Genomic DNA, 15,113 nt, shown 5'->3' on the forward strand with positions numbered 1-15,113 from the left:
CCCGGGCGGGGAGCGCTTAGCGGTAGCCTGCGGCTTCCATAGCGTCGTTGGTCAGAGCCTGGGCCTTGGCAAGCGCTTCTTCCACGGTCTGCTGACCGGCATAGACTGCCGAGAACTCCTGGCTGACTTCGGTTGCGATGCCAGCGAATTCAGGAATTGCAACGAACTGGACACCTACATATGGAACCGGCTTCACAGTTGGGTTTGTCGGATCCGCTGCAAGAATCGAGTCCAGCGTCATCTGAGCAAAGGGGACTTCCTTGTAGTTCGGGTTTTCGTACAGCGAAGTACGCGCACCCGGGGGTACATTGGCCCAACCTTCATTCTCAGCGACGAGCTCAATGTAGTCTTTCGAGGTGGCCCACTCGATGAACTCTTTCGCGGCTTCTTCTTTTTGTGTACCGGCGGGAACAGCCAGAGCCCATGCCCACAGCCAGTTGGCTTTCTTGTCAACGCCTTCGCTATTTGGGGCGAGGGCGAAACCGACCTTGTCAGCGACCGTCGAGTCGTTGGGGTTGGTCACGAAGGATGCGGCAACGGTTGCGTCAATCCACATGCCGCATTTGCCCTGCTGGAACAAGTTCAGGTTTTCGTTGAAGCCGTTGGTCGCGTAGCCCGTCGGACCGGATTCTTCCATCATTCCCACAAAGAAGTTAAGCGCCTCGGCCCATTCCGGCTGATCAAATTGAGCATTCCAGTCTTCATCAAACCAGCGGGCTCCGAAAGAGTTGCCGGTCACGGTGATAAAGGCCCCGCCTTCGCCCCAACCGGCCTTGCCACGCAGACAGATGCCGTTGATGTCATTATCGCGGTCGGTCATGGCCGCCGCTGCTTCGCGGATGAACTGCCAGGTTGGCGCTTCGGGCATTTCCAGTCCGGCCTTTTCCATCAGGTCCGTGCGGTACATGATCATCGAGCTTTCGCCATAAAACGGCGCGGCATACAGCGTGCCATCGTGGCTCAGACCGGCGCGCATGGCGGGAAGGATGTCGTCCGCATCATATTCTGCCGACAGGTCGTCGAGCGGAACCAGCCAGCCGTTCGCGCCCCAGATCGGTGTTTCGTACATGCCGATTGTCATGATGTCGAAGGATCCGCCCTTGGCGGCGATATCAGTGGTGACACGCTGACGCAGTACGTTTTCTTCCAGAGTTACCCATTCAACCGTGTGGCCGGTCTTGTCGGTAAAGTCCTGGGTCAACCCCTGCATACGGATCATATCTCCGTTGTTCACGGTCGCGATGACAAGGTTTTCTGCCAAGGCGCCGCCCGCGGTGACGAGCGTCATGGCTGTCGCTGCGCAAAGTGTTTGCTTGAATGACATCCCAAATTTCCTCCTCGTTGGATGATGGATAGCACTCTAGCCAATATAATGACGCGAAGTCAATTAAAAATTAACGCGCGTAAAGAAACTATAAAGCGGGCGCGTTTTTAATAGCTTAGGCGGAGTCTCGCATAATCAAACGACCTTCAAAGAGTGTTTCCTGCCGATCGCGCAGGTTTTCTTCCGTCTCGAGTACTCCAAACAATGTATGTACTGCTCGATTCGCAATTGCTTCGTAGTCCTGCGCGATTGTCGTCAAAGGAGGGCAAGTGAATTTTGAAAATGGATGGTCGTCATGACCGGCTATCCTGATGTGGCAACCAGCGGTCTGACCGACGCGCATCCCAAGACCATAGGCGGCAGATAACATGCCTATGGCTAGGCGATCATTGCTGCACAATACAGTGTTGGTGGGAAACACGTTCTCAGCCAGCAACCGACCTCCTTCGTCTCGACCGATTTCTTCAAAATTCCACCCTTTTCCATTGGCTTGAAAGATATGCGGCTCATGCCCGTGCCGTTCCATACTTTCGATATACGCCGTACGGCGCTTTTTGGCATTTGGATTGGTTGGAAATTTCATTTCAAAGAAACATGGTGGCTCGCCGCTTCGACACAGGTATTCAACCATCAAATCGATGCTTTGGGTGTTGTTGGTGCCAACGAACGCTTGACCGACGCCACTGATGTTCGCGTCAAAAAGCACCAGCGGAAAATCTGCTTCAAACGTTTTGACCAGATCTTTTTCTGAGAGGCGCCCGAATGGCGCAAGTAGAACGCCGGCAGCTTTCAAAGACCGGAGTGACGTGAGGTTGTCGCGTTCCATCTCTGGGTTGCCATGCGAGCTAAGCAGGATAGGGCTATATCCCGCCTCGATACAGGCAAGTTCAACCCGACGCGCGATCTCCGAGAAAAACGGGTCAGCCAGATTTGGCACGACAACGCCAATGTTCTTGGTTCTGCGCCGGTTCTGGTTCATTGCGAACACATTCGGGTGATAATCGTGTTCCTCTAACGCGGTCTCGATTTTCTTCCGTGTGGTCGCGCGGACGCTATCCGGATCGTTGAAGTATTTCGATACAGTCGGGCGGGAAATTCCGCTGACTGCGGCAAATTCTTCCATATTGCGAATTCTGCGTTGTGCCATATTTCCCCACACCAATTTAAAATATTGCGCGCGTCAATTATTGTCAAATTTAGGGATGCAAACTTGGGATTGTCAAGCGCCCGACCTTCATTTGCTCGTCAGTCTGGGTTTGAATCGGATACGGGGCGTGTTTGATCGTAGATGCTGAGATCGCGTTGGAAAAATTTTCGTTCAGACGGCCAGCTTTTTCAGCAACCTGCAGGTCGATGCATCTTTTCCATTTGGTGCCGCACCTTTAACCATTGGTAAGAGCATATTGGCAAGTTCTTTGCCAAGCTCGACGCCCCATTGATCAAAAGAGTTGATATTCCAGATCGCACCTTCGACAAACACGCGATGTTCGTACAGAGCAATGATCTGCCCCAAGACGAAAGGGGTCAGTTTGGGGAATGCAAGTGTGATCGAAGGCCGGCTTCCTGGAAAAACCCTTTGAGTCGCCTGGGTTTGAAGTTCGGAGCCGTCGTAGCCCAAATTTCGGGCAATCGCTAACGCCTGATCATAGGTGCGACCCAGCATAAGTGCCTCGGATTGTGCAAGACAATTCGCTTTGAGAAGGTCATGATGTTCTTGCAAAGCGGGTTCATGCCCTTTGGCCGCGATCAGGAATTCAGCAGGAGCAACTTCGGTTCCTTGATGCAAGAGTTGGAAAAACGCGTGCTGCCCGTTGGTTCCCGGTTCGCCCCAGACGACCGGGCCAGATGCATGGCTCAGTTCTTTGCCGTCTAACGTTACCCGTTTGCCGTTACTTTCCATATCCAATTGCTGAAGATATGCAGGCAAGCGGCCTAAGCGTTCATCATAGGGCAGAATGGCTCTGGAAGAATACTGGCATATGTTTCGGTGCCAAATTCCTACCAACCCCAGAAGGACTGGAAGGTTGCGCGCGAATGGTGCGGTTTGAAAATGTGTGTCCATTGCAAGACCGCCCGCAAGAAACTCGCGGAAGTTCTTGGGGCCAATCGCCATCATTATCGGTAGGCCAACTGGCCCCCAGAGCGAATACCTACCGCCTACCCAGTCTGCGAAACCAAAAACTCGCGTGGGATGGATTCCCATTTCCGCTGTGCGTTCGAGACTGGTGGAAACGGCGGCCAAGTGGTCTGCGACAGCTTCACCAACACCGGCTTTCAACCATCTGAGGGCAGATTTGGCATTGGTCATGGTTTCAATGGTGGTGAAGGTTTTCGAAGCAATGATCACCAGCGTACGTCGTGGATCCAGACCGCAAAGGGTGTCTGTCAAATCTGCGCCATCGACATTGGAAATGAAATGGCATCGTGGTCCAATATGATACGGGGCCAGCGCTCGTGTCGCCATGGCGGGGCCAAGATCGGAGCCGCCAATTCCAATGTTGACTACATCTGTGAACCGTTCGCCGCCTGACGCCAAAATTGTGCCGGATTGGACGGCTCGGCAAAAGCTTTCCATCCTGGACAGCGTAACTTCGATACCAGGTCGCACGTCTTTTCCATCAACGGTTAACGGTACAGTGTTGCTTGCACGCAAAGCGGTATGCAGGACCGCCCGATCTTCAGTCTTGTTAATCTTTTGTCCTGCAAACATGGCCTCGCGCTTGGCGGCAACTTCAGTGTCTTCGGCCAATCTGATCAGCAACGCCAAGGCTTCGTGATCGATATTGGTTTTGGAAAAATCTAGCAGAAACTGATCCGTTTCCGCTGAGAAATGATCCATTCGGGTCGTGTCGTCAAACAGCGAATTTATGCTTCGATCCTTCGCAGACGAAAAATTCTCTTTAAGTTTGCTCCAGCAGTTAGTCATGTGTCTTCTTCCGCTTCTATGTCCTTGGTCTTATGCCGGCATCTTGTGTTTCGATGCGCAGATAGCGCTAACATCGCGCCTCAAAAAAAACGCCGACAAAGATCACAGCTCGTTTGCCCAGGGTGGGTTGGCGCCAGCTCGGGAAACCGTAACGGCGGCGACTTTTGCTCCATGCTCCAGTGCCTGCTCGACAGTTTCTAACGGTACGCCTCTAAGGTTAGTTTTCTGGAGAGCACCCAATTCCGACAGTTTTGCCAGAAAGCCTGCATTGAACGTATCACCCGCGCCGACAGTGTCGCAGATTTCAACACGGCGCGCGGGTACAGTGACCTCAGTCCCGTCAGCCAGAAACCCTGTTGCCCCTTCGCCGCCGCGCGTGAGGATGACAGCACTCGGGCCCATCTCTATAACCAGCTCGACCTTTTTGTTCAGCGACAGCGGCGATGGGACAATCCAGTTCAGATCCTCGTCCGAGACTTTTAAGATGTCTGCGGCACTCATCATCCGGTTCAATCGCCCCCGGTAGGACTGTATGTCCTGAATAAACTGTGGACGGATATTCGGGTCGAGCATAACAGCGCGATTCTTGCCTTCTCGTTCGAGCAATGCTGCATAAGCGTTCGCACCGGGTTCACAGGCCAAACTGATCCCTCCAAAATAGAGTGCCGAAACTTCGGGGGACAGGTCCGGCAGATCCTGAGGCGTTAGCATACGTCCAGCAGTGTTTTCGTCATAGAAATCGTAGGTTGCATGCCCATCCTGCAAGCGTACAAATGCCAGTGTGGTCGGGCGCTCCGAAGTAATCACATGAGAAGTGTCGACATGGCTGGCTTTTAGTGCTTCGGAAAGCTGCTGCCCGAACATATCGCTGGACAACCCGGTCAACATCCCCGTTTGCACCCCGAGCCGCCCCAAGGCTATCGCCGTGTTGAAAACCGCGCCACCCGAATGTGGCACAAAACCATCCGAGCCAGCATTGCTTGGAGTTGGAATCATGTCGATAAGAGCTTCACCACAGCACAGGATCATGAGGTCGAACCTTTCAGAAATGCTTTGCGTTCCACAAGGAAGCGCTCGGACAAAGGCAGACTCGCCGCGCCGAGTGAGCGCGCGTCCGGCCCAATCGAACCTTCCAGAACATTCGGGATATGGATGCCTGCAGCGGAGTGCCGGGACACATACGATCGCACGCGATTGACCAGTTCAGAGCGCACCGAGTCAGGCATCCACCCATCAATCAGAACGTGGTTCACGTCGATCACGCTAACGGATGACAGGATCGCATGGCCGATCCCCTGTGCTGCATCAGCAAGCCATGTCGCTAACGTGTTTTCCGGCAATCTCCAGTCTACCGGAGAATTCCAGGGCATTGCTGCCGCATGTCCTTCGGCAATTACAGCGTTCTCCAATGTCGCCAATGAGGCGATCTCGACGAGTTGACGCAAACGCCCATCTGATGCCGGCACATAAAGTGACCCCAAAGCTGCGGCGTTCCCCGTTGATCCTGTATAAAGCGTGTTGTCGAGAACCAGCCCGCCGCCAATAAAGAAGCCGATGAAGAAGTACAGGAAATCTCGGGGTTTACCGGCATCACCGAACACCAGTTCCGCGCCGCATGCAGCTGACGCGTCGTTGCGCAAATACACGGGAAATTCAAATAATTCGCCAATTTCTACAGCGATGTTCCGATTGCGCCAACCATCCATCTTCGAAGGCTCAACACCCAATGTTCCCGCCCAGTCCCAAAGCTGAAACGGCAGCGCAATACCTAGGCCACCTACACGTTTCTGGTGATCCGCCGGCATCCGACTTAACAGCCGCTCAATCTCGTTTCTTGCGAATGTCACCGCGCCATCGGGTGTCGGATAGGCGTGGTTTACGCACACCCTCTCCCTCACTTTGCCCAGGAAATCGGTCAGAACCAGTTCAAGGCTGCGGCGGCCAATTTTCAAGCCGAGAAAAAACGCCCCATCTTTTGCAAGGCTAAGAGGTACGGAAGGTTGCCCGATCTTGCCGCGAACCGGCGCGTGGCGTTCCAGCAGCCCATCTGCCTCAAGTGACCGGGTGATGACTGATACGGCCTGCGCGGAAAGCCCAGTCTTGCGGGCAATCTCCGCCTTGGCCATCGCGCCAGCTTGGCGAACCAGCGACAGAACCAGGCGCTCGTTGTAGACGCGCATGCCGCTTTGATTGGACCCTCGCGCTGCGACGTCTGTTTCGACGAATTCATTCATAACTCTTGGGTCGTATTCCATTAGGTTCCCATAAACAGTGCCGGGCAGAGCGTTTTTTGCCAAACTGGCTGACTCCGTGGGATGTGTCAATAATTAAATCACTGTGATTTAGTTATTGACTGAACGAATTGGTTTCGGCATGCAATTATCACCACATCGACTCACTCATGGCGGCGATTCGGCGTCAGCAAAGGAGCACTCTGGAATGACTATCTCCACGCATCGACTTGCTCGGGAAACGATGGCTTTTGTCCTCGCAGGAGGGCGGGGCAGTCGCCTGAAGGAACTGACCGACATTCGCGCCAAGCCCGCAGTCTATTTTGGCGGGAAGACACGCATTATCGATTTTGCTTTATCCAACGCCGTGAATTCCGGCATTCGCCGCATCGGGGTCGCGACGCAGTACAAGGCACATAGTCTGATCCGGCACTTGCAGCGCGGTTGGAGCTTTTTCCGCGCCGAGCGAAATGAGTCACTTGACATTCTTCCGGCATCCCAGCGTGTCAACGAACGCCACTGGTATCTGGGAACTGCCGACGCCGTTACGCAAAACATCGATATTATCGAGGGTTATGCGCCCAAATACATACTTATTCTTGCAGGTGACCATATTTACAAACAGGATTACTCGCTGTTGCTGAAACAGCATGTCGAAACCGGAGCAGATGTCACCGTAGGGTGCATTGAAGTGCCCCGTCACGAGGCCAGCGCATTTGGCGTTATGGCCGTGGATGACAGCGATCGAATTCTGGAGTTTGTCGAAAAGCCCGAAGATCCACCGCACATGCCGAGTGACAAATCCCAGTCATTGGCCAGCATGGGTATCTATGTCTTCAAAACTGACTACCTTATCGAGTTGCTGCGCGAAGATGCTCTTTCCGAAGCGTCCGAGCATGATTTCGGGAAGGACATCATTCCAGCGCTGGTGGCAAAGGGAAACGCGTATGCGCATCCTTTCAGCCGGTCCTGCGTGACCAGTTCTTTAGAGCAAAAGCCATATTGGCGTGATGTCGGAACAGTTGATGCATTTTGGCAGGCCAATATTGACCTGACCGACTTTCAACCTGAACTCGACCTCTATGATCAGTCCTGGCCGATCTGGACGTATTCCGAATTGACGCCACCGGCAAAATTCATACATGACGAAAAAGATCGCCGCGGCCTTGCCGTATCTTCGATGGTGGCTGGCGGATGCATCATCTCCGGGGCGCAGTTGAACCAATGTCTGTTGCACACCGGTGTGCGCGCAAACTCCTATTCTGAACTCAACGGTGTGGTGGCTTTACCCAACGTCGATATCGGGCGCGGAGCGCGGCTCAAGAATGTCGTGATTGACCGTTCGGTTCGCATCCCTGAGGGGCTTGTTGTCGGAGAAGACCCCGAAAAAGATGCGGCGCGCTTCCGTCGAACGGAAAATGGCGTATGCCTGATCACTCAACCCATGATCGACAAACTGGACCTATGACCCTCAAGCAACTCTCAATCGCTTCTGAATGCGCACCCTTTGTCAAAACCGGAGGACTGGCCGACGTGGTGGGCGCGCTCGCCCGGGTTATGGGCGATTTCGATGTTGAATGCCGCGTTCTGCTGCCGCTGTACCGCCAAATCGCGCATCTGGCGAAGGGAGCCAGGGAAGTTATGAATTTGGGTGCGGCTTTTGGTGGGCCCGTGCGGGTGCTCGCCAAGAAAGCCAGCGGCGTCAGTTTGCTATTGGTGGATGCACCGCACCTGTATGACCGACCTGGCCAAATATACCTGAACGAAGCGGGCTTGGACTGGAAAGACAACCATTTGCGGTTTGGCCTGCTCAGTTGGCTGGGTGCAGAAATCGGGCGCGCTGGCATCGACGGATGGCGGCCAGACGTGCTACATGCACATGACTGGCAGGCTGGCCTTACACCTGTTTACGCAGGTGCGAGTGCAGGCACGACACCGCCTTGTATCCTGACCATCCACAATATCGCCTTTCAGGGGAATTTCCCCGCAACGACGATGGGTGCGCTGAGCCTTGATCCGGCGGAATTTACGCAGAGTGGTTTTGAGTACTACGGGCAGATCAGTTTTCTCAAAGGGGGGCTGATGGCGGCAGATCAGATAACAACTGTCAGCCCAACCTATGCACGCGAGTTGCTTACGCCGGAGTTTGGCATGGGGCTGGAAGGTGTGCTGAATGCGCGCAATGCCGACTTGTCGGGCATACTCAACGGGATCGATACTCAGGCATGGGATCCCGCCAACGACCCTGCGATAGCGCAACCCTACTCCAGTCGCACTTTGGCAAGAAAGTCCGAAAACAAACAGGCATTGCTCCGACGTTTTGGCCTGGAGGTCGGTGGATCGGGGCCATTATTCTCAGTCATCAGCCGACTGTCTGGGCAGAAGGGACTTGATCTGGCATTGGAAGCCTTGCCCTCCATTCTGGATCAGGGGGCTTCCTTCGTACTGCTTGGCTCGGGCGATCCAGCGCTGGAAAATGGGTTTCGTGATCTGGCCAAGCGATATCCGGATCGCGTTGGTGTTGAAATCGGCTTTGACGAAGACCTCGCGCATTTGATCCAAGCCGGGGCAGATGCCACCTTGGTGCCCTCACGTTTTGAACCTTGTGGGCTGACCCAACTGTGCGCGATGCGCTATGGCACGCTGCCAGTTGTGTCGCGCACGGGTGGTCTGGCAGACACGGTTATTGACGCGAATGCAGCAGCGCTTGTCGCCGACTGTGCAACAGGTTTTCAGTTCGGGCCCGTCAGTGCGGAAAATCTAAAAGAGGCTTTGTTCCGTGCGATGGAATTGTACGAAGATAAAAAGGCTTGGCAGAAAACACAGCGCAACGCAATGAAACACCCGGTCGGGTGGGACCGTTCGGCACAGCGCATGGCTGATGCCTACAAGTCGCTACAGGAGAATTAAACCGGCATGCAGGACAACAGGCCCATCATGAGCATAAACGCCGGAGATCACGCCACACTGGGCGCGGTTTACAACGGGCAGGGGGTCAATTTTGCCGTGTTCTCGGAAAACGCGACGAAGATCGAATTGTGTCTGTTCAGCGCCGATGGGCAGCGCGAGGTGACACGGCTGGTATTGCCCGAGCAGACGGGCCCGATTTGGCATGGCTTTGTGCCCGGCCTGAAGCCCGGCACGCTGTATGGCTATCGAGCATACGGGCCGTATGAACCCGATCGCGGCCACAGGTTCAACCCTAGGAAATTGCTGGCTGACCCATACGCCCGTGCATTCCGTGGATACTGGTCGTCAGGCAAGGAGATGCTTGGGTATGAGCCCACGGGCCATTACACCAACACGCAACCCAGTCAGATCGACAGTGCGCCATTTGTGCCAAAGTCGGTGGTGCCGGACATTGAGCGCCTCTGGTCAGGGGCGCCAGGCCCGCGCAGAGAATGGAACGAAACGGTAATCTATGAGGCCCATGTCAAGGGCCTGACCCAGTTGCACCCCGACGTGCCCGCAGAACTTCGCGGAACCTATGAAGCCCTCGGTAGCGATGCCGTGATCTCGCACCTGAAAGGTCTTGGGGTGACCGCGTTGGAGTTGCTGCCGGTCCATACCTTTCTAAATGACGGCTTTCTGGTGGATCGCGGACTGACTAACTATTGGGGATATAACACTCTGGGTTTTTTTGCGCTGGAGCCGCGTTACTTTGGCCCAAACGGGGCGGATGGGTTTCGTCAGGCCGTCGATCGGCTGCATGCCGAGGGGATCGAGGTGATCCTCGACGTTGTCTATAATCACACCGCCGAGGGCGATCACCGCGGGCCGACCTTGTCTTTCAGGGGGCTGGACAACAAGGCCTACTATAATTTGCAGGCCAGTCATGCGCGCTACTATGTCAACGATACAGGGTGCGGGAACACTCTGGCGATCAACCACCCCTTCGTATTGCGCCTTGTATTGGATTCGCTGCGATACTGGGTCACTGTTATGGGAGTCGACGGGTTCCGGTTTGATCTAGCCACGGTTTTGGGTCGCGAGCACCACGGGTTTGACCTGCATGGCGGCTTCTTTGATGCCATTCGACAGGATCCGGTGCTAAGCCGGTGCAAATTGATTGCCGAACCCTGGGACATCGGCCCCGGCGGCTATCAGCTTGGAAGTTATCCCGCTGACTGGGGCGAGTGGAATGACAAGTTTCGCGATTCTACCCGCAGGTTCTGGCGCGGGGATGCACATTCTGCGCAAGAGCTTGCAGGCAACTTCCTTGGCACAGCATCCGTGTTCGATCGACCGGGACGCCGGACAACTAGTTCCATCAACTTCGTTGCAGCGCATGACGGGTTCACCCTGGCCGACTTAACCCGCTATCGCGAGAAGCACAACGAGGCCAATGGCGAAAGCAACAAGGATGGCCACGGTAACAATCTGTCGGACAATTGCGGAGTGGAAGGGGACACGGACAATCCAGACATTCTTGAACGCCGCGCCCTGCGCATTCGCAATTTGCTGGCCACCGTGTTCCTGTCGCAGGGAACGCCCATGCTTCTGGCCGGGGACGAAATCGGACGAACGCAACGCGGGAACAACAACACCTATTGTCAGGACAATGAAATCAACTGGATCAACTGGGCTTCCGCTGACAACGACCTGCTGGCATTTGCGCAGAATCTTATCGCGCTGCGGAGCAATACACCCGTCTTGCGCCAAAGCCGATTCCTGCACGGGCGAATCCGGAACGATGGCAATCCTGATGTCTCTTGGTCCGGCCTGGACGGCGGTACGCTAAATTGGCGGGATCCGTCGTTGGATGGGTTTTGTCTTCATTTACGTGGTGAGGCGGAGGGCTCGTTTTCTCCTGAGGGAACCGCTCTGATTGTGGTCAACGGAAACGAACAGCCCAAGAAACTATTCTTACCTGATCCGGGACCGGGTCTGGTTTGGCAGCGTGTACTGGACACAGCCGAGCCGGATACAGAGCCTGTCGACGTAGTTGACAGAAAGCGTCAATGCGCTTCTGCCCATTCCGTTTCGCTGTTTGTTGGTAAGGCGGCCGTATCATGACGGATTGGGTTGCAGAACTTTGCCGTTTCGTCGGCGTGGCGTCCGATTACAGGGGGTTTGACGGGCAACTGATCCAGGTTGCGCCCGACACCCAGGTTGCTGTTCTGCGCGCCATGGGACTGGACGTGACGTCTGAGGCAGACGCAAGGGTGGTGCTGCACCGAATGCGGACAGTAGAAGAACAGCGCCAGCTGCCGCAAGAGCTGATCGTCACAGCAGGTCAGCCAGCCAAGTTTCCGGTTTCGCGCACGGTTTCGTGGAGCCTTGAAACCGAATCTGGCGAGAAGGTTTTGGAAAGCGGAGAGGCGGTGCGATCCATCGCTATTCCTGCTTTGCCAATCGGCATTCATCGGCTCTGCCTGAACGGAGAATTTACATCCTGGGTCCTGGCTCGCCCGTTGCGAGCGCTGAACCTTTCAGACTTGATCGCCGAGCCGCGCATTTGGGGCGTTCTTACTGCTTTGTATGGGCTTACAGACAAGACCGCTACATCTCTGGGTAGCTATCATTCTCTTGGGGAATATGCTGCGGCTATGGCAATGCATGGGGCCGATTTTGTCGGGATCAATCCCATACATGCGATGGGTCAAGTCCGTCCTGATGACGTAGTTAGCCCTTATTCGCCAAGTCATCGTGAATTTTTGAATACATGGTACTGCACTGAAACGGGATCGGCTTCGTGTGACCTGATCAACTACCGGGCTGCATTGCAAGAAAATGCAGCAGCCCTGGATGACGGGTTTGAGGAATTTCTACGTCTACCGGATGGAGCGCCTGAAAAGCGTTCATTGGCCGGTTTTAGAGCCTCGGGAGGAGCGCGCCTGCGTGATTTCGCGGTGTTTGAAGCGCTTGCCTTTCGCTTTGGTTCAGACTGGCGAAAATGGCCCACGCCATACCAAGATCGGGACTCAGGCGCAGTGGCCGCATTTGCGCATGATCACGAGCAGGAAATAGCGTTAGTTGAGTGGGGGCAGTGGCAATCTGATGTTCAGCTCGCCAACGCGCAAACCCGCGCCATCAAGGCCGGTATGCGGCTCGGCTTGTATCTGGATCTTGCCGTAGGACCGCGCCTTGGTGGCGCGGAAACATGGAGCAAGGACACAGCCCTGGTGACCGGCGCTACGTTGGGCGCGCCGCCCGATCCGCTTGGTCCGTCGGGGCAAAGCTGGGGTCTCGCCCCGCTGTGCCCAATAAGGATCCGAAAACAAGGCTATGCCGGATTTGCGCGACTGTTGCGGACAGTAATGCGTCACGCCGGAATGATCCGGATTGATCACGTGCTGGGTTTGATGCGCAGCTACTGGATACCGGAAGGAAGCGAAGAAGGCACATATGTCAGATATCCCTTTGACGCTCTTCTCGCTGTGGTCGCCATAGAAAGCGTGAGAACCAAATCGATTGTCATTGGCGAGGATCTTGGCCTCGTTCCCTCCGGCTTGCGCGAAAAGACTGAAGCGGCAGGGATATACGGGCTGGACGTGCTGCAATACATGCGCTCCGAGGACGGTGGATTTGTTGACACCTCGAAGACGCGCAAAAAAGCTGTATGTGCATTCGCCACACATGACACACCCACCATTGCCGGGTTTTTCGCGGCAGAGGATGCCCGAGTACGCGCCGAGATTGGCAGCATAGACCGCACTTGCTTTGCGAACGTTCGCGCGGACCGTCAGGCCGCAGCTCAAACATTGGGAGCATCACGGCCTGTTCAGGAAATCCACCGCCGACTTGCGCGTTCAAGCTCCGAAATCGTGGCCGTCCAACTCGATGACATTGCGGAACGAAAAGACCAGCAGAACCTGCCAGGCACCGTTGACGAATTCCCAAACTGGCGGCTGAAAGCGCCGTTTTCGGTGAGTGACATAAAGACGTCCGACGCATTTGTGTGTCTTGGCACAGAGATGTCAGCGCAGAGTCGGTCAAACCAAAATGGAATGGAGAAGGACAATGACCTTCAAGACTGTTCGCACGTCGCCCATTGAGGGGCAGAAACCGGGAACTTCGGGTCTGCGAAAGAAAACCTCAGTATTCCGCACACCGGGATATCTCGAGAACTTTGTGCAATCCGTGTTCGACGGCACCGGCGGTGCCGCGGGCAAAACTTTTGTTGTTGGCGGGGATGGGCGGTTTTACAACTCCGAGGCCATTGGAGTAATCATCCGTATGGCGGCAGCCAACGGTGCTGTTCGATTGATTGTTGGACAGAACGGCATCCTGTCAACGCCCGCAGTATCCAACCTGATCCGGAAATTCAAAACCGATGGGGGTATCATCCTGTCGGCAAGCCACAATCCAGGTGGTGAGGACGGTGATTTCGGTGTGAAATTCAATGCCCCCAATGGTGGCCCGGCACCCGAGAAGATCACAGATGAGATCTTCGCCCGAACCCAGCAGATCACCGAATACAAAATCGCTGAAGAAGACGCATGCGATTTTGACGAACCCGGCCGCTTCAGATTGGGCAAAACGCAAATCGATGTGGTTGATCCGGTGGCGGATTACGAAGCGCTGATGCAGGAACTGTTCGATTTCGATGCCATCCGCACCCTGTTCGCGAACGGCTTCCGCATCTGCTTCGATGCAATGCATGCGGTCACCGGTCCCTATGCCAAGCGCATACTGGAAGGCGCATTAGGCGCGCCAGCTGGTTCGGTGATCAACGCGGTTCCATCGCCGAATTTCGGCGGTGGGCACCCTGACCCCAACCCGGTATGGGCCAGTGAGCTTGTCGGCGTCATGAACGGCCCTGATGCCCCTGATTTTGGCGCCGCCTCCGATGGAGACGGCGACCGCAACATGATCATGGGGAAACGCACGTTTGTGACGCCTTCTGACAGTCTGGCGCTGTTGACGGCCTACGCCCACCTGACCCCGGCATATTCCGGGAAACTTAGCGGCGTCGCGCGTTCGATGCCGACAAGCCAGGCGGTTGACCGAGTTGCCGAACGGTTGGGGATTCCCTGTTTTGAAACGCCGACCGGCTGGAAATTTTTCGGCAATCTGCTGGACGCGGGTAAGGCGACACTTTGCGGCGAGGAGAGCGCAGGCACTGGATCCAATCACATCCGCGAAAAGGATGGTCTGTGGGCAGTTCTGCTGTGGCTGAACATTCTGGCGCGGGATGGTCGGGATATCGTGCAGCTTCAGCAGGATCATTGGCGCAGCTTTGGCCGGAACTACTACTCGCGTCACGACTACGAAGAGATCCCGACCGACATCGCAAATACGTTGATGACGGCATTGCGCGAAAGGTCAGACACGCTTCCCGGCTCAATGGTCGAGGACATGAAAGTCGTTGAGGCAGATGACTTCTCCTACCGCGACCCGATTGATCAAAGCCTGACCGTAGGGCAGGGCGTCCGCGTCCGCTTTGACGGCGGTTCCCGCGTTGTGTTTCGTCTGTCCGGCACGGGGACCCAAGGGGCTACGTTGCGTGTCTACCTAGAGCGGTTCGTCGGTTGCAGCGGCGATCACAACATGAATGTGCGAGAAGCGCTATCCCCAGTCATTCAGGCTGCAGAAGCGCTAGCGCAGATCAGAAGGCACACCGGGCGCACAAAGGCGGATGTCATCACCTGATGCGACCGTCCGAGACAAATCAGAACAAGAGCAGGAT

General features: G+C 55.4%; 10 protein-coding genes. 5 read left to right on the forward strand and 5 right to left on the reverse strand.

Annotated elements, in window-relative coordinates; translation table 11 throughout:
- Positions 1 to 16: 16 nt before the first annotated feature.
- From GS620_RS06815 to GS620_RS06835, 5 genes are all read right to left on the reverse strand, one after another.
- On the reverse strand, positions 17 to 1,324 hold the full coding sequence (locus tag GS620_RS06815) for a sugar ABC transporter substrate-binding protein (RefSeq protein ID WP_171117853.1): 1,308 nt from the start codon (positions 1,322 to 1,324) through the stop codon (positions 17 to 19).
- Between the two features lie 115 nt (positions 1,325 to 1,439).
- Complete coding sequence (locus GS620_RS06820) at positions 1,440 to 2,471, reverse strand: LacI family DNA-binding transcriptional regulator (protein WP_171331176.1); 1,032 nt, start codon at positions 2,469 to 2,471, stop codon at positions 1,440 to 1,442.
- A gap of 171 nt (positions 2,472 to 2,642) precedes the next feature.
- The gene (pgi, locus tag GS620_RS06825) at positions 2,643 to 4,250 is read right to left on the reverse strand and encodes a glucose-6-phosphate isomerase (protein WP_171614810.1); all 1,608 of its coding nucleotides are present in this window, start codon (positions 4,248 to 4,250) and stop codon (positions 2,643 to 2,645) included.
- A gap of 102 nt (positions 4,251 to 4,352) precedes the next feature.
- Positions 4,353 to 5,279, reverse strand: coding sequence for a carbohydrate kinase (locus GS620_RS06830; RefSeq protein WP_171614812.1), 927 nt, complete (start codon positions 5,277 to 5,279; stop codon positions 4,353 to 4,355).
- Positions 5,276 to 6,484 (reverse strand): ROK family transcriptional regulator, encoded by a 1,209-nt coding sequence (locus tag GS620_RS06835; protein WP_253283820.1) that lies wholly within the window; start codon positions 6,482 to 6,484, stop codon positions 5,276 to 5,278. The genes GS620_RS06830 and GS620_RS06835 overlap by 4 nt, the downstream gene beginning before the upstream one ends.
- Before the next feature lie 205 nt (positions 6,485 to 6,689).
- On the opposite strand from GS620_RS06835, the gene glgC reads away from it, so the two are divergent.
- Genes glgC through GS620_RS06860 form a run of 5 tightly spaced genes read left to right on the forward strand, consistent with a single transcriptional unit; the run spans position 6,690 to position 15,076 of the window.
- Complete coding sequence (gene glgC, locus GS620_RS06840) at positions 6,690 to 7,949, forward strand: glucose-1-phosphate adenylyltransferase (protein ID WP_171614814.1); 1,260 nt, start codon at positions 6,690 to 6,692, stop codon at positions 7,947 to 7,949.
- Positions 7,946 to 9,391 (forward strand): glycogen synthase GlgA, encoded by a 1,446-nt coding sequence (glgA, locus tag GS620_RS06845; RefSeq protein WP_171614816.1) that lies wholly within the window; start codon positions 7,946 to 7,948, stop codon positions 9,389 to 9,391. The genes glgC and glgA overlap by 4 nt, the downstream gene beginning before the upstream one ends.
- 27 nt (positions 9,392 to 9,418) lie before the next feature.
- Positions 9,419 to 11,497 carry a glycogen debranching protein GlgX gene (glgX, locus tag GS620_RS06850; protein WP_171614818.1) on the forward strand — a complete coding sequence of 693 codons (2,079 nt, stop codon included), beginning with the start codon at positions 9,419 to 9,421 and terminating at the stop codon, positions 11,495 to 11,497.
- On the forward strand, positions 11,494 to 13,479 hold the full coding sequence (malQ, locus tag GS620_RS06855; protein ID WP_171614820.1) for a 4-alpha-glucanotransferase: 1,986 nt from the start codon (positions 11,494 to 11,496) through the stop codon (positions 13,477 to 13,479). Before glgX ends, malQ begins: the two co-directional genes overlap by 4 nt.
- Complete coding sequence (locus GS620_RS06860; protein ID WP_171117868.1) at positions 13,445 to 15,076, forward strand: alpha-D-glucose phosphate-specific phosphoglucomutase; 1,632 nt, start codon at positions 13,445 to 13,447, stop codon at positions 15,074 to 15,076. The genes malQ and GS620_RS06860 overlap by 35 nt, the downstream gene beginning before the upstream one ends.
- Positions 15,077 to 15,113 lie beyond the last annotated feature (37 nt).

The organism is Ruegeria sp. HKCCD6428 (genome assembly GCF_013110595.1).
Taxonomy (GTDB): Bacteria; Pseudomonadota; Alphaproteobacteria; order Rhodobacterales; family Rhodobacteraceae; genus Ruegeria.